The sequence below is a fragment of the Enterovibrio gelatinilyticus genome (genome assembly GCF_028683095.1).
Taxonomy (GTDB): domain Bacteria; phylum Pseudomonadota; class Gammaproteobacteria; order Enterobacterales; family Vibrionaceae; genus Enterovibrio; species Enterovibrio gelatinilyticus.
Window position 1 is genome coordinate 121,731 of record NZ_JAJUBC010000003.1, and the last position, 16,295, is coordinate 138,025.

The 16,295-nt window shown below is 44.7% G+C and carries 16 protein-coding genes; 12 read left to right on the forward strand and 4 right to left on the reverse strand.

The window, feature by feature from the left end; all coding sequences use genetic code 11:
* Positions 1-30: 30 nt before the first annotated feature.
* Both LRP50_RS03635 and LRP50_RS03640 read left to right on the forward strand, forming a co-directional pair.
* A complete protein-coding gene (locus LRP50_RS03635) occupies positions 31-588 on the forward strand; it encodes an SPOR domain-containing protein (RefSeq protein ID WP_274163130.1) in 558 nt (185 codons plus the stop codon).
* Positions 589-854: 266 nt separating this feature from the next.
* Complete coding sequence (locus LRP50_RS03640; RefSeq protein ID WP_274163131.1) at positions 855-1,856, forward strand: D-alanine--D-alanine ligase; 1,002 nt, start codon at positions 855-857, stop codon at positions 1,854-1,856.
* On the opposite strand, the gene LRP50_RS03645 is transcribed toward LRP50_RS03640, so the two are convergent.
* On the reverse strand, positions 1,853-2,815 hold the full coding sequence (locus LRP50_RS03645) for a tyrosine-type recombinase/integrase (RefSeq protein WP_274163132.1): 963 nt from the start codon (positions 2,813-2,815) through the stop codon (positions 1,853-1,855). The genes LRP50_RS03640 and LRP50_RS03645 overlap by 4 nt on opposite strands.
* Positions 2,816-3,030: 215 nt before the next feature.
* Between LRP50_RS03645 and LRP50_RS03650 the strand changes: the two genes are divergently transcribed.
* The 3 genes from LRP50_RS03650 (at position 3,031) to yciH (ending at position 4,266) form a co-directional block, all read left to right on the forward strand.
* Positions 3,031-3,384, forward strand: coding sequence for a DUF3319 domain-containing protein (locus LRP50_RS03650; protein ID WP_274163133.1), 354 nt, complete (start codon positions 3,031-3,033; stop codon positions 3,382-3,384).
* 139 nt (positions 3,385-3,523) lie between these two features.
* Positions 3,524-3,862, forward strand: a complete 339-nt coding sequence (locus tag LRP50_RS03655; RefSeq protein ID WP_274163134.1) for a DUF3319 domain-containing protein — start codon at positions 3,524-3,526, stop codon at positions 3,860-3,862.
* A 77-nt stretch (positions 3,863-3,939) separates the two neighbouring features.
* Complete coding sequence (yciH, locus tag LRP50_RS03660) at positions 3,940-4,266, forward strand: stress response translation initiation inhibitor YciH (protein WP_274163135.1); 327 nt, start codon at positions 3,940-3,942, stop codon at positions 4,264-4,266.
* Positions 4,267-4,373: 107 nt separating this feature from the next.
* Here the strand turns inward: yciH and LRP50_RS03665 are convergent, their stop codons facing one another.
* Positions 4,374-5,885: an alanine/glycine:cation symporter family protein gene (locus LRP50_RS03665; protein ID WP_274163136.1), complete on the reverse strand. Its 1,512-nt coding sequence runs from the start codon at positions 5,883-5,885 to the stop codon at positions 4,374-4,376.
* A 678-nt stretch (positions 5,886-6,563) separates the two neighbouring features.
* On the opposite strand from LRP50_RS03665, the gene LRP50_RS03670 reads away from it, so the two are divergent.
* Positions 6,564-7,088, forward strand: coding sequence for a hypothetical protein (locus tag LRP50_RS03670; RefSeq protein ID WP_274163137.1), 525 nt, complete (start codon positions 6,564-6,566; stop codon positions 7,086-7,088).
* Between the two features lie 66 nt (positions 7,089-7,154).
* On the opposite strand, the gene LRP50_RS03675 is transcribed toward LRP50_RS03670, so the two are convergent.
* Positions 7,155-8,966, reverse strand: a complete 1,812-nt coding sequence (locus tag LRP50_RS03675) for a trans-sulfuration enzyme family protein (protein ID WP_274163138.1) — start codon at positions 8,964-8,966, stop codon at positions 7,155-7,157.
* 196 nt (positions 8,967-9,162) lie between these two features.
* Between LRP50_RS03675 and LRP50_RS03680 the strand changes: the two genes are divergently transcribed.
* From LRP50_RS03680 to LRP50_RS03705, 6 genes are all read left to right on the forward strand, one after another.
* Complete coding sequence (locus tag LRP50_RS03680; protein WP_274163139.1) at positions 9,163-9,636, forward strand: Lrp/AsnC family transcriptional regulator; 474 nt, start codon at positions 9,163-9,165, stop codon at positions 9,634-9,636.
* A gap of 167 nt (positions 9,637-9,803) precedes the next feature.
* On the forward strand, positions 9,804-10,226 hold the full coding sequence (gene parS, locus LRP50_RS03685) for a type II RES/Xre toxin-antitoxin system antitoxin (RefSeq protein WP_017011067.1): 423 nt from the start codon (positions 9,804-9,806) through the stop codon (positions 10,224-10,226).
* The gene (locus LRP50_RS03690) at positions 10,226-10,687 is read left to right on the forward strand and encodes an RES family NAD+ phosphorylase (protein ID WP_274163140.1); all 462 of its coding nucleotides are present in this window, start codon (positions 10,226-10,228) and stop codon (positions 10,685-10,687) included. Before parS ends, LRP50_RS03690 begins: the two co-directional genes overlap by 1 nt.
* 275 nt (positions 10,688-10,962) lie before the next feature.
* A complete protein-coding gene (locus tag LRP50_RS03695; RefSeq protein ID WP_274163141.1) occupies positions 10,963-12,639 on the forward strand; it encodes a pyrroloquinoline quinone-dependent dehydrogenase in 1,677 nt (558 codons plus the stop codon).
* A gap of 86 nt (positions 12,640-12,725) precedes the next feature.
* A complete protein-coding gene (locus tag LRP50_RS03700) occupies positions 12,726-13,136 on the forward strand; it encodes a c-type cytochrome (protein WP_274163142.1) in 411 nt (136 codons plus the stop codon).
* A 9-nt stretch (positions 13,137-13,145) separates the two neighbouring features.
* Complete coding sequence (locus LRP50_RS03705; protein WP_274163143.1) at positions 13,146-13,904, forward strand: substrate-binding periplasmic protein; 759 nt, start codon at positions 13,146-13,148, stop codon at positions 13,902-13,904.
* A 175-nt stretch (positions 13,905-14,079) separates the two neighbouring features.
* On the opposite strand, the gene LRP50_RS03710 is transcribed toward LRP50_RS03705, so the two are convergent.
* On the reverse strand, positions 14,080-16,023 hold the full coding sequence (locus tag LRP50_RS03710) for a sigma-54-dependent Fis family transcriptional regulator (protein ID WP_274163144.1): 1,944 nt from the start codon (positions 16,021-16,023) through the stop codon (positions 14,080-14,082).
* Positions 16,024-16,295: the final 272 nt, after the last annotated feature.

Here is a 16,295-nt window from a genome sequence, read left to right on the forward strand (position 1 = left end):
AAGTCAGTGGCTCCTAAAAGTAGAATATTCATGAAGAAAATCCTTTCTGTTGCATTTACCTTTGCGCTTGCCGGCTGTGCTGGTGGAACGAGTACGACTCAAATTTTAACTCAGTCTACCGAGGAAGCCGTTTTTCCCTCTGCGCAGTCTGCTCCTGCAAGCAGTTCTGAGATGAACGCAACCAAGCCGATGCCTAAGCCTGCGGCTAAAAAGACGATGGCTGATAAACCCGTCATGGCGCATAAAGCGTCAAAACCCGCAGCTAAAAAGCCAGCGAAACCGCTGCCTACCAAGAAAACTGCAGTGGCTGGACAGAAGTACACCATTCAAGTGATTGCGTTGAGTCACAACAAAGGCTTCAACGAATACATGAACAAACTGCCATCGGATAAGCCTGTTTGGTCAAACAAGAAAATGGTTGATGGCTTGCCATGGTATACATTGCTGTACGGTGACTTTGATTCTAAGACCGAAGCGCAAAAGGCGCTGAAGGCATTACCCAAAGATATCAAGCAATTTGGACCATTCATTCGCTCAGTGGCGTCGATAAAATCATCGGCTAACCCCGAGATGAAACCGTTGAATTAGGCTGTTGAATAGTGAAGAAAAGAGAGCATAGGCTCTCTTTTTTCTTATGTAGCAGAGCAAGACCCATATCAAACTGTACGCAATGCATGCATGGACGATGAGTTTTTGCGCGATCACACATAAATACACAGAAATTTGATTTTGATTGGATGAAAGGGGGCATGTGATTGTCTACTATAGGCGTCTCACCTTCCATGCGATGCACCGGATTGTGCAATTTATTATGTTATCCCTGAAACGTATATCAGGGCGAAGTAGGAATGGTCATGAACCCAACTCAAGTATTGTTGCTGTGTGGCGGCGGAAGTGCCGAGCACGAAGTGTCTCTGGTTTCAGCGAATTATTTAGAATCACAACTTAAATTACTGCCTTCAGTATCCGTTGTTCGCGTCGAAATGACTAAAGATGAAGGTTGGAAGGGAAGCGAAGGGCAAGCTTGTCGACTGAATTTGGATAAAACCCTTACCATGGGTAATGATCTGATTGCGATTGATTACGTCGTGCCTTGTATTCACGGTTATCCTGGTGAAACCGGTGACGTTCAGTCGTTACTGGAACTTGCTGGTCTTCCTTATATGGGGTGTGACCCATCAGCGAGCATGGTGTGCTTTAATAAAATCACGTCAAAGCTTTGGTTTGATGCGATTGGCATTCCCAATACGCCTTATGTGTTCCTAACTGATAACAATGCTGACAGTATTACTAAGGCTGAAGAAGCCTTTGACCTGTGGGGATCTATCTTTGTTAAGGCTGCGTGTCAGGGCTCTTCTGTAGGTTGCTTCAAAGTGACAGAAAAAAGCGAAATCAAAAACGTAGTGACGGAGGCGTTTACCTTCTCAAACCAAGTGTTGATAGAAAAAGCGGTTCGACCTCGAGAGCTTGAAATCGCAGCCTATCACTATAATGGTGACGTTATGGTGACGACACCGGGTGAAATTCAATGCCCAACTGACACTTTCTATACCTACGATGAAAAGTACAGCACGACGAGCCACAGTTTAACCACGTTAGAACCTGGTGATCTGACGGAAGAGCAAATCGCTAAGATGCGTGAATACGCTGAAAAAGCCTTTGTGCATCTGAAACTGAAGGATCTGTCACGCATTGACTTCTTCCTCACGCCAGAAGGAGAGGTATTACTTAATGAAATCAATACCTTCCCGGGTATGACACCAATTTCGATGTTTCCGAAATTGGTAGAACACAACGGCCATACCTTTTCTGACTACCTAGCAAGTTGCATTCAAGCCGGTGTTTCCCAAGCTTAATCTTTGTCTATCTTGCGTTTGAACTTATCCATCGCCTCGTCTTTGGCCTGCTTATTACCTACATACTGAGCAGGCATCGCGGGGCTCTTCCATCGGCCTTGTTGCTGTATCTCTTTGATTGATTTTCCTGACTCAGATAAATCGACGCTCGCACCCACTCTAGGCGACTGGCCTGAAAAGGTTAATGTTCCATCCATGCCCAGTTCTGTCGCGGCACGTCGAAATACGCGGTAAATAGAAGAGTGATCCATTGGGGCATCGCCCAACTGTTGATGCTTATTGATGCGGCGCAGAAGAGGACCATCAATAATTCCGGATACCAGTAGCCAACGGTCAATAAGTTCACTGGCTTCAGGACTGAGCTCGATACGTTGATCGTCGACCACAAGCAGATAAACTTCCTGTTCTTTGATGGCAGAATGGAAAGACAGCGCTGCTAGTTCACTGCGTTTAAGCATACCTTCAAAGCAGAGTGTCCAAATAAGCAGATCACGAATGTCTTTCAATCGGTCGCTATTTCCAAGTTGACGTTGCAGTGCATTGAGGTGAGAAAGGTGGAATGCATTTGCTTGAGCTGCATCATCCGCTTTTTCAGAGTAAAGGCGATTGAGTGTAAAGCGAACTTCTCTATGTCGCGTTGGATCAGGCAGGCTATGTACGCGATGCAACAGTGAAATGGTAATGACATAGCGCTTAATGCTAGACGCCTTTCTTGTTTTTGCTGAATGTTCAATGAAGCGCCTCACTGCTGTTACCGCCGCAGGCAATGGCGATACGTTGACTTCTTTGCAATAGGCTAAGAACGTTTGCCAATCATTTTGAAAACTCAGCAACGAATTATGGCTGTACTGACCCATAGTCAGCAATTTCCAACGTTCCAAATCAATATCACCTTGTTTGAAGGTGGATAAGCTCTGCTTAATAGAGATTGGATCTGAAATTGGTTCTATTTTCTTCATTTTAATGCACTATAACTTGTATGTGTTGTCCCTATTATTCCATTAATCGCATCCCTAAATACAGCTTGTCATCACATAAATCATTCATCAGCCGTCTGATTTTCTAGCCAAACCAATCTATTAGATTTGGCAGTAACTGTTAACCTGGTCTAATTTACATAATGAAACTCAAAAATATTACATTTGTTATTTTAATAATACGCAGGGGGTTGTTGGTGAGAAAGCGCCTATACCATCGTGGTTATAACGTCGAATTGAATGATGAAAAAAAGGAAGAGTACAGTGCTCGCATCGGCGGGAAACAAGTGCTCGGTACATTGTTGGGTGTAAAGCAATCGATCGATTGGTGGTGTGACACCAACATTCTTCGCATGCCAGATGAATTTGATAAACAGGATTTTGTTGATTCAACCGACAAGAAAATAGAAGAGTACAAAGGTATTCAGATCATGAACGATTCTGACGATGATGATAAAGCGTGGTATATGATCATCAAAGGTAACCTTCTGAAAGGCTCGCTTCCTGCCCTCAAACAGTTTGTTGATAAAAAAGTCGTAACCAAATCTTAGCCTGTTCATTACGAAAGCGTTATGGTTACGTTTGCCAGTAACTATTTTTTGATGTTATGGGCAATTAGAGTCGTCAAATTCATCTGTATTTATTAGAATCTTTGCCATCACAGCAAACGCTACTAGATACAGGAAGCGAATGAAAAAGCGATACTCGCATCGTGGACATTCAATCGAATGTGCAGACGATATCTACACATCCTTAGTTGGTGGGCGAACGGTTTCAGGCAGCATGCTTGGCGTTAGGCAGTGTATTGATTGGTGGTGTGATACGCGCATTTTTCGTTCACCCGCCGAGTTCGAACGTCAGTCCTTCAATACGACGCAATCTCGCGCCTCCGAGAATTACAAAGGCATCCAAATCATGAGCGACGAGAAGCAACCAGGGCTTTGGTATATCTTCGTTCGTGGTCAACTTCTCAAGGGACCTTTGCCAAAAATTAAGCAATACATTGATTATCATTCATTATCTCGTTGATTGATAAACGACATGCGTGTTCACGCCAACGACATTTGATACCATACGCATCATTGTGACGCGTCAAAGAGTGGATTATGAAAAACGATAACAGCCGTTTGGTGTATTCAACAGAAACCGGACGAATTAAAGAAGAAGCAGCTGCGCCTCAACGCGAAAAGGGCGACGGTATTGTACGTATACAGCGTCAAACTAAAGGCCGAAAGGGCAAAGGCGTATGTCTGGTTACTGGATTAGATATGACAGACACCGAGCTGAAGCTGGTAGCGGCAGATCTAAAGAAAGTATGTGGCTGTGGTGGCTCAGTGAAAGATGGCGTTGTTGAAATCCAAGGTGATAAGCGCGATCAGATTAAAGCGTACCTTGAGAAGAAAGGTCATACCGTTAAGCTGGCAGGTGGCTAATTCGCTTCGTTTGGATTTTTCGATGTTCGAAACAGACATAAAAAAAGAGATGCCATTTGGCATCTCTTTTTCACTTAGACATCATACATTGATGACTCAATGATAAATTAACCGTTGTAGCGTGCAATCGCACCGCTATCCAAACGCGCAAGGTAGTCTTGCATGTCAACTTTGATTTCTGGAACCAAACGGTAAAGACCGATGATGTTGATCAGTGCCATTGCGAAGATCATTGCATCAGAGAAGTCGATAACTGGACCGAGGTTCATAGAAGCACCGATAACCACAAAGCAGCAGAACATGATTTTGAAAATCATTTCAGCACGCTTGCTTTCACCGAACAGATAAGTCCAAGCTTTCAAACCGTAGTAAGACCAAGAGATCATGGTTGAGAAAGCAAAGAGAACAACTGCAATTGCTAGGATAAGCGGGAACCAAGAGATAGCGCTACCAAATGCTGCAGAAGTCAGTTCAACACCCGTTAGTGTCTGACCTTCGTGTAATTGACCTGTAATGATGATAACCAGTGCAGTCATCGTACAGATAACAACGGTATCGATGAATGGTTCAAGCAGAGATACGAAACCTTCAGACATGTGCTCTTTGGTTTTTACTGCTGCGTGAGCAATTGCCGCCGAACCAACACCTGCTTCATTCGAGAATGCCGCTCGTTTGAAACCTTGAATCATTGCGCCAATGATACCACCGGCAACACCTTCACCTGTAAACGCACCGTTGAAGATAGCAGCAAATGCATCACCAACATGGTTCAGGTTCAGAAGGATGATGATCAAAGCAGCACCCACATAGACAACCGCCATCAAAGGAACCACTTTTTCGGTTACTTTCGCGATTGACTTGATACCACCGATGATAACCACACCAACGATAACGGCCATGATCAAACCAAACAACCAGCCTTTATCAGCGAAGAAAGACATGTCGCCGCCAGTCACACCAACCACTTGCTTAAATGCTTGGTTTGCTTGGAACATGTTACCGCCACCCAAAGCACCGCCGACAGCACATACTGAGAACAGAACAGCAAGTGTACGACCAAGCGCTGGGTTACCACGGTTGGTAAGTCCTTTGCTTAGGTAGTACATCGGGCCACCTGACACAGAGCCATCTGGGTGAGTTGTACGATATTTTACACCGAGAGCACACTCTACAAACTTGGTTGACATACCAAGCAAGCCAGCAAGGATCATCCAGAATGTTGCGCCTGCACCACCGATAGAGATAGCAACAGCAACACCTGCGATATTACCAAGACCAACGGTACCGGAAAGAGCGGTGGCAAGAGCCTGAAAGTGGGATACTTCACCGGGTTCGTTAGGGTCTGTGTAATCACCTTTTACAAGGCGAATGGCGTGTGCAAAGCCACGAAAGTTGATAAAGCCGAGGTAGAGGGTGAAGATGATTGCAGCGACAACAAGCCAAAGAACGATCCAAGGTGCTTGAGTATCAGTGAATGGGAGGGGGATGGTTGAGAAAATCATACCCACGAATGGGTTTACAATTGGTGCTACGATTTCGTTGATTGCGTCGTCGATCCCTGCCGCAGAGGCTGAGCTCGCAAACAACGAAAGTCCAGCCGTCGTCATTATACGTTTCATTACCGAGTCCTTTTCTTATTTTATATTGCTATCTGGTTTTATCCGCCAGCAAGTGTGTTGCATACTTGTTAAAAAGTAATACGGTGCGGATTATTTCACGTATAAACATATTTGCAATATATTTTGATTCTCGATTTTTGGCTTTTTCCCAAGCCTATATAGCGCTCACACTTTTCTACTTTCCAATTAATGATTTAATTATTAACGCGAATTTTGTTTGTGTGCACGGTATTGGGCAGAATATGCACCAACATGTACTCGTTAACATATTTTATATTTCCCACGTTCTCTCTATAGCCCGTCATTACTGGCCTTCGGGCTTGAATGTCAAGATGTGTAAAGTTTTGCGGGGTTAGTTAGACTTTATGCCTGAAATTAAAAGGGAATTTTTTATCACCAAAATTGTGCAGCCTGTATTATAAAAGAGACACTATATAAATAATGTAAAATTAGCACTGAAACTAGAAAAGTATTAATGACAGATTAGTTTAGTTATTCCAATTAATGAGACAGGCGAAGTGGTCCGATCTTTGTTAATTGCATATAAACTGATGTGCGTATTTTTATATTTTAAACTTCGGGTTTTGCTGTTGTATAAGCATTCACTTGTCTCAGGATATAAATCCAGTTTCTTTATGGTTTCAAGCATAATTAGTCGATAGGTAGTGTGTTCAGATCATGGCTTTACGAGACAAATTCAACTCTGGGTCGCTGATATCCATGATGGCAATCGCTATTGCATGTGTTGTGGTTGCGCTCTCAGTTCGTCATCACACGCTATCTAATGAATCTGATCTGTATAGCTATCTTCAAGCGTTGCCATCTGTAGCCTTGGAGATGGTCAAAGCGCAGAACTCATTGGAAGCGTCGGATGGACAAGTCCTCATCGCTAGCCAAATTAAGTTGTTACAAACGTCATTTGGTAAGCTGTTAGCGAATCAATCTTCGGGCTTTAACCAACAAAGATTAGCGATGAAGATTGAGATTTTAAGAAGTTCTCAACTTGAAGGTGGTGTTCGAGAGGTTCATCGTTTTGGTGTTTTCAATTGTGAGCCGAATGAACAATTGAGCGCCCAAGTCGCCACATTGCGTACTTCAACCCCAGAAAGACTGGAATTTTATCCTCAGTATCAAGCGACGTTGTGCTATCTAGATCGCGATGGCACCATTTTTCGCTCAAGTAAATCATCACTCGACAAGTGATGATTTACTTGATGTTTCTGCTTGGCTCTCGCTGTTCTTAGCTTCTTAGCTTCTTAGCTTCTTAGCTTACTGCATCAACGTGCGATATGAAGGAAGATCCTCGACAAATTGCTGTTGCACATCCAGATAGGTTTTCCTGTATATGTCATCGATTTCTTCAGGAGATGGAAACTGAGAAGAAAAGTCATGGTGTTTTAGGTCGATGGTTATTTCTGCTGTCCGCTGCATGTGAGCAATAAACATACGTGGGTCTTCTAATCCAACCGCAATACGCAAAGTAGTCGGCTTTATCCCCGCACGGTTTAGTGCGTCTTTTGATAGTTCAGAATGCGTCGTCATAGCAGGACACAATGCCACGGTATTGGTTTGCCCCAAACTCACTTGCATTCCAATAGCGGGCTCGAGCATGTCGAAGAACTGCTTAAATACATCCGGATCAATCGGCGTGCGGTTTGTCGACCCTTCCATATCAATGGTGAACAAAGCCGCAGGCAGACCAAGTCGCATATTGTTCTTCATCAATGCGTAATTTGGGCTAGTTGGAAGTGCTGGACATGACACATTGATATCAGGATGTAAGTTAAGAATACGCGCCAATGCGAGAGTGTTGATCGTTTTTTGCATCACGCGTAATTCGTATGTCTTCATGCCGTTGAGTACTTCAAAAGCTTTATCGGCATCTAGAAATGCGCCTTTGATGTAATACACATTCCAGAATAGCGTTTCATCCCAATTAACGGTGCGCGCATTACCATTGGGAGAGATTGTAGTTACCGCGTCACCTTTTGGCATAAACATGTCTTCGTTGCGACCGATAACAACCCCCGCCGTTGTAGTGCCAGAGCCCGCGAGTTCTTTGGTGTAAGAGTGAATCACAAAGTCAGGGCGTTCCATGGGATCTGTTCTTTTTAGTACTGGGTGTAAGAAAGGGGTGCCAACCGTGGTATCTGCGATGAGTGTCCAATCTCGTTCATGGGTTGCTCGGCTAATGCCAGCAACGTCTAACACGAAACCGTGCGGGTTACAGGGGCTTTCTAGGTAGACATAGATTTTTCTTCCCGCTTTAATGCGGTCTGCATATGTATTGGCGGCGGCATCCATCGCTTTTGCAAAATCCTCCGCTTCATAGCCATCGACCCATTCCACAGCAATATCCAAGTTTGAGGATTTACGATACCAATCTTGGAGCAGTTGATAAGATCCGCCATAGATATTACGTGATGCCAACACAATGTCTTCGCGTCCCAGCAAGTGACTCAGTAACCCATCAATTGCGGCCATGCCTGAATTGAAGTTCCACGCCAAATACTGATCTGCCATGTCGCCCGCTTCAATATCCACGATATGGTTTGCCAAACTGATTGACGTGGGGTTTAGCAAGCGCGAGTAAATATCATGCAAAGGTTCGCGTCCATTGAAGGCATCTTCCACCCATTCGGTACAAGCGAAGAGATAAGTTGCAGTTCTCGTTATTACTGGGCTTGCTGAGAAAATGGCAGCGACATTGTCGAAGATGGGGTAAGCGCCTTTGGAGGCAAAGTGCCCGTTCTTTGTCGCGATGGTTTTATAGGTCGCGCGCATTGGATTTTGAAGGTTATCGAGGATCTTCGCTAATTGGAAAGACAAAAAGCGTTTTGCATTGAACCAAGCGATGCGGTCGTTTTTATCAAGGTCAGATAAACCATCCAAGGTGATCGCCCATAAATCGTGTGTGTGATGGTTAGCGGTATATAGTGTTGTCGCCAGTGCGATAAGTGACTGCCCAAACTCAGAGTGTGTATCAATCCCAAAATGTTCAGCTTGTTCGGTCGCCAACGAAACTGCATCTTCATGGCGTGTTGTTTTACGAAGCGGACTCAATTGTGTGGCTTTGTTCATGGCAAATTCCCTTAACGTTAAAGCAATACTTAATGGATTACTTTGAAGTTAGCAAAGGGAAAGGGGCACAAACTTGCTAAATCTGCTTTATATACAGCCATTATTGACAGATATTGCCAATATCAAAACAATCCACGCTATTTCCACTACTTTTATAGAAAGGACCCTGAACAGCTCGACCGATAAAAGGCATGATATGGCACATCACCAAAACGCACTCGACAACATCGATAAGAAGATCCTCGATGAACTGCAAATTGAAGGGAGGTTAACCAACCAAGAGTTGTCTGACCGCATTTCACTCTCTCCATCGCCTTGTTTACGTCGCGTTCGCGCATTGGAAAAAAAAGGGATCATCACGGGATATCACGCGCATGTAGATCAAGACATGTGTGGCCTCGCCATTAATGTGTTTGTGTCTGTGAAGCTTGAAAAGCCGACCGAAGAGAACATGCGACAGTTTGAATCTTTGATCAATCATATGGATGAGGTGTTGGAGTGTTACCTTATGACGGGCACCCATGATTATTTGCTGCACGTGGTCAGCGAGTCACTCAAAACCTATGAGCGATTTATACGACGAGAGTTAACGCCTTTACCGAACATTGCAGCTATTGAGTCCAGTTTTGCATTTGGGCAAGTGAAGAAACGATCCCGTCTGCCACTGTAAGGCACGCCTTATGATGCGGGATATATTGATGTGATATATAGATGCTGTCCCACATAGGCGCATGTGGCGAGAATATTGAATCGCTGATAGAGTCTAGTGCGACAAATGACGCTTTACAATACGACAAATGGCGCTCATAATTTAACCATTGGTATGTGGAGGTGTGTATGTATGCAGAACAGCTAGTTTCGCTTGGCCTAGTAAAAAAAGGGCAAGTGATAAACCAAGATACCGAGTTAGATATCATCCGACACGGTTTGTCAGTGAAGCATGCGCGCAAAGTGATGAAAGACATGGCCATGAGCAGTGGCGAGTGGGTGGGGCTGATTGGTTTAAGTCCTCGCAGTTTGCAGCGTAAAAGTGATACTGACTTACTCACGCCCTCTCAATCAGAGAAAACCTTAGCAATCCGTCGTGTAGTAGACTTGGCCGTCGATTATTATGGGAGCCGTCCTGTGGCATTAGATTGGCTGAAAACACCCCAAGTGGCGTTTGGTGGGAAAGCCGCCGTTGATTACCTGGATACCAACACCGGCATTCAATATGTTGAAACCATTTTGAACCGTCTCATGCATGGCATGACCGCATAATGGAAGTGTTCCGCCTTTCCGTAAAACGCTATGCAGATTTGACAGGCACAGGTGGCATGTTTGGTTCGGGTCGTTGGCACCAGAAAGGGCAGCCGATTGTCTATACCGCGGGCTCTCGTTCACTATCAGCACTTGAACGTTTTGTGCATGAAAGCCCAGTGCAAATGCCACAGCTGGTCATGATGACCATCTACATTCCTGATGATATAGCGTTGGTACGTGTTAGCGAGAAAGAGCTTCCAGTGGGCTGGGATGCAGTGCCTGACGCAGATGTTTCGCGACGTTACGGTACCGAATGGTTACAAGGCATGAGTACGCCAGTGCTCCAGCTTCCTTCCGCTATTATTGCTAGTGAATACAACTTCCTCATCAACCCCATGCACCCTGAAAGCCGTACTATCAAAATTATCGATGAGCGTGATTTTTATTACGACAGTCGCTTAAAACGAATGATGCGTTAACGTTAATTTATTTAAACCCTATACGGCGTTCATCTCCACTCTCTGCCTTCTAATCTCTTCCGGTATGTCACGGTTTGTCGTGAAAACACCTCATTGCTTTCAGAATGACGTGCTCATTTTGTGATACATAGTGTGCCAGTTATTGATACACATTGTTTCTTGCGAATATTTTAATACTTAATATTTATACATTAAATAACAATAGATTAAGCCTTTAATGGCCTTTGGCGCACTTATTGCAATTAGTTAATTGACTATGCAATGGAGGCAGAAACGTGATTTCAATAAAGAACATTATTTCAATATTGGTGATACAGATCCTCTCACTAACTCTATTCATCTCGTTTGTTTATGCCGAGACTGGCGACGGAGCAGAAAACCCCAATGATTGGCCGCAATACCACCGAACATCTAATGCTTGGAGATACAGTCCGTTAAAGCAAATTAATGTCGATAACATCCACAAACTAAAAGTTGCTTGGATGCATCAACCTGGCGATATCGAACATGGATTGCAAGCAACCCCAATCGTTATTGATGGTGTGGCTTACTACATTGGACCAAACAACAACGTGTTTGCATTAGACGCGGATACGGGAAAAACGCGTTGGCATTATCAACCTGAACTTGATGATGTGGTGAACGAAGTGTTTTATGTGGCTGCGAGTCGAGGGGTGACCGTCGGGCATGGCAATGTCTATATCGGAACACTTGATGGTCGTTTTATCGCGCTCGACCAAGAAACCGGTAAGGAAAAATGGTCAACACAAATAACGGATCTTAGAAGTTGCTACGGCTGCTTATTCTCATCGCCACCACAACTTGCTGGTGACATCTTATATGGCGGTACCACGGGAGGGGATCAACCAACACAAGGAAAGATATTTGCGGTTAATGCCCTAACGGGAGAGAAAGCATGGACCTTTGAAATCCTTGATAAAGATAACCCAGAGAGTTGGCCCGGAGATTCAGGAGAAGTTGGTGGAAGCGGTGCATGGTTACCGGGTACCTACGATGAAAAATCAGATTCAATTTTTATCGGCACAGCCAATGCTGCTCCTGATTTCTATGGCGCAGAGCGTCAAGGGGACAACAAGCATAGCGCCAGTTTACTCTCGCTTGATCCGAAAACGGGTGAGATAAAATGGGCTTTGCAAGAGATCCCTCATGATGTTTGGGATTACGACGCCACATATGAAGCCGTCAGCTTAAAACATAACGGCAAGGACGTTCTCGTACACCTAAATAAAAGTGGCTTTGTTTTTGTTATCGATAAGAAAACGGGCGAACTCGACAACGTATGGCCACTCGCGAGGAACATTAACTTCGCTGAAGGCATTAATCCAAAAACGGGTGAATTGATTGGGCGAATCGATATGCCTGAAGGGGAAGAAACCACGATTTGTCCTTACCTGCTCGGGGCAAGGAGTTGGAACCATGGCGCTTACAACCCAAAAACAGGCCTCTGGTACACCAATGCGATGGAGGTGTGCAACATTGTTGTTCCTGCCCCTCAAGAACATGAAAACGTCGGAATGGCGGGGTTGTATCTTGGTGTGAGCAAGTTGGTCGCGGTTCCTCCCCCAGGTGGAGTGGCGTCAGCACGCTTAGATGCAAGAGATCCCATCACAGGCAAACTTAAGTGGAGTGTCGATTATCCCTTACCGGGACTGGCGAGCGTACTTACCACGGGCGGTGATCTTGTTTTTAATGGCGATCCGAAAGGCGTGATACACGCATACAATGCGGAAAATGGCGACGAAGTTTGGAACTTTAATTCAGGTTCAGGGCTGCGAGGCGGCATCGTTAGCTATGCAGTAAATGGTAAGCAATATATTTTGGCATCCACTGGCTTTGGTTCTCACGCCCCTGGGTTTATGGCCAGTGCGTTTCCTGATGTTTCGGGTTTACCTGGCGGAGCGGTTTTAGTGGCCTTCACACTCGGTGATTAATAAAGCATATGAAGCAACCCTATTGCTCTCGTTTTATTGAACGCCAGTGAATGTTGTTCGTTTTAACCCAAAACTAGGAACTTGAAATGCCATTGATAAAGAAACACTACGTTATATTTCTTTTGTTGATTGCGGGTGAATCGTATGCGGTAGCACCCCCGGCAAATACGGCCGAAAAGCCCGAAGTAAAGAGCAGTTCTTCTGAAGACATCAATGCAGTAAAAAAACGCGTTTTTGGAACAGAAAACCTATCAAAACAGAACGGGGAGAAACGCTTTAATCAATCCTGTGTTTATTGTCATGGGTATGAAGGGAGTGGCGGGAAAGCAAGGCCACTTCAGGGGCGAGATCTTGATGCAGACTACTTATTCAAGACTATCAGTAATGGTAAACGAAAGGGGGCATTGGTGATGCCGCCATGGAAGAAATCGTTATCCGTTGAGCAGCGTTGGGAGCTGGTTGTGTACATCTCCTCGTTGTCATCGTTAAAAAAATAGGAGGAAGAAATGCGATTTTTTTCAGTGGGTAACGTGTTGCCTTTCTTGTTCTTCTCGATATTCAATACGGAATTATTGGCTGGGGATATCGCACACATTGTGGATTCAAAGGAATTGGAGGTGTGTGCACACCCTGAAATGCCACCGTTTTCACTCAAAGGAAACCAACCTAAAGGATTCCAGATTGATATTTCCAACGCTCTCGCTGACCAATTAGATGTTTCAACTTCCATCGCTTGGATTATATCGAAAAGGCACGCCAAAAAGACCACCTGCGATCTTTACGCGGGTGTGGTTAAGAAGGTCGCTGAGCGCTCCAAATACATGAGAGTGACTGAACCTTTTTATCACATGGAGTACTTCATCGTATCAAACCCTTCTGACAGCGCTATTTCAACCCTTGAAGACCTAACTAACCGAACGGTTGCCGTATCGAGTGGAAGTGTCGCATCCCATGCACTGAGACAGCATTCGATTGGTATTGCGACACGGTTTGTCGATGAACAATCGCGTCTAGAGGCTTTGGTTCTAGGTGAAGTGGATGCCGCGGTTGTCTCTAATTTATCGGCATCTTGGTTTCAGAAAAGGAAGGGTATAAAACTGGCGACGGTAGATGCTGAAAATGTGCTTAATGTAGAACTCAACCATGGTTATGCATTGGGACTTCGGCGCGCAGATGAGTTAACCCTGCAACGGTTCAACGCGTTAATCGTATCTATGAAAAAGGATGGGACGCTAGACAAGCTGTTGGCGAAATATGGGCAATGAGCAGCTAGCACGAGACAGCAATTAAGATTCGCAGTAGATTAGGTTCGCAATAGAAGAGGGATAAAGATTCTTCTCACCATGATCGTTACGCGTCATTGCACATTGTTACGCGGGATTGTGGGGGAAGGGTCGTCATTCGCATGTTGAAGTGTCTGACATGAGACGGCGACATCTGCTATTCATCTTCAGCGAGTAATAAATCATATTTCTTTAGCTTTCTGTGCAACGTGGAACGGCTGACATTCATTGCTTTCGCCGCTCGCGTCACTATCCATCGGTTTTCTTCAAGGATCTTCATTATGTGCTCTTTTTCAAGAGATTCATCCGCGGACAAAGCAGGATCAACAGAAAGCACATGATTGTTGGGCGCTGTAGTATTTTCGTTACTTGAGGGTGCTGATGGCATAACCTCTTCTGGGAGATCGCCCAAATCAATTTCTTTTCCATCACACATACAAATCGCAAACTGTAGCACGTTCTTTAACTGTCTAATGTTTCCAGGCCAACGGTAAGATTCAAGTCTAGCAAGGGCTCTTTTACTGACCGTATATGGCGATTCAATACCTTCATCGTCACACAACTTTTTGAGGATTCGGTCAATGATATCGCTTTGATCCATCCTGTTGCGTAGCGCTGGAAGCTTAATATTCACACCACTGATGCGGTAATATAAGTCTTCTCTGAACTCGCCGTTTTTTACAAGCTCTTTGAGGTTTCTGTGTGTTGCACATATAACATGAAGGTTAACCTTGATTGGTTCAATTTGGCCCAGTGGCGTGATTTCATTTTCAGCAATCACTCTGAGTAATCGTGCCTGAAGCGCCAATGGCATATCCCCGATCTCATCAAGGAAAATTGTTCCTCCATCACTGGCGAGAATCTTGCCCATTTTTCCGCCTTTCAGCCCACCAGTGAATGTGCCCGAAGAATATCCAAAGAGTTCACTTTCTATCAGGGATTCAGGAATAGAGGCGCAGTTTAAAGTAACAAAGGGTTTGTTCTTGCGATCACTGCTTTCATGAATCGCTTGAGCCCATACCTCCTTGCCTGTGCCCGTCTCTCCTTGAAGTAAAATGTTGATACTGCGGTTAACGGTTCTTAAACAGATCGCAGCCTGCTGGATCAGCGTTTGATCAGGCCCGGCAATGTTCATGATGGGTGAGTTAGCGTCGGTAGGTTTTAACCTTGACGGTGCTCGCTTAGCAGAAAATAAACGTTCAACCGCGGGGGAAACAACGCGTGCCACCCAAAGGGGGGCTTGATGGTGCGTCGAAGGTGCCGGTATGGACGCACCGCGTGCGGATGAAACGCTATCAAGACTGATACCGAATAGGTGCTCAAACGACTGGCCAATCACTTCTTCTCGTTTTCTTACCCCCATCATTGTGAGCGACGGTGTTGTCGCCGCCAATATAATACCCGATGTATTAATCGCGACGAAACAGGTGGTGTCTAGATCGTTTGAAATGGCGCTTGAAGAGAGTGCAACTAAGTAGTGTTGGTCATACTGCTTCCTGAAAAGAAGCGCTTCTATTTTATTGGCTGTTTCACACACCAAATTAAGGGCAAACCCCTGAACCTCTTTGTTCCCCCGAGCGAAAGAGGACACATCAAGAACACCGAAAATGCTGCCGTCAGGGGCTATCAAAGGGGCTGCTGAGCACGTCAAATGTTTCAGTGGATGCCCAAAGTGCTCTTCAGCAAATACCGTTAACGATTTTTGGGTTTCTAAACACGTGCCGACACCATTTGTACCGACCAGTGACTCACTCCACACCGAACCATGTTGGAGGCACTCCGTTGATAATTCTCGCGAGACATCAGAATCAATATATCGATCGATTACCACGCCTTGAGCATTAGTGACGAGAATGCAGTAACCCGAATCTAGCGCAGTATGGCGAAGGTTATTTAACAGTGGAATCGAATCAACCAGCATTTCATCAAACCGTTCTTTGTCTTCTTTAATTTCAGGTTTGCTTAGCCTTTCAACGCTTGGGATATGGGAAGGGTCAAGTTTGTAGAGTTGTTTACATCGCTGCCAAGAGCTGCTGATCGGGGAGATTATCGTCGGCACATGTTGGGATATCTCTTTGTTTTGTTGAGGATAACTACTCATATACCCGTCCTTTACGTATATAAATTGACCCGTATCGCTACTACATTTAATAGCGATCTCAACGGATATATCAAGTGACAGACAATACTTTTTTCAAGATTTCGCAACATTAATATCGCCCACGTAACTGATGCTACACACTGTCACATCTGTTGAATCACACTGTTTCAAATCTTCTTAAATCCCCCTGTCAGAAAATAAAAAATCATATAAATCAACGAAATAAAAACTGGCCTAAAACTTGCCATATCTAGCCATGACCAAATCACACG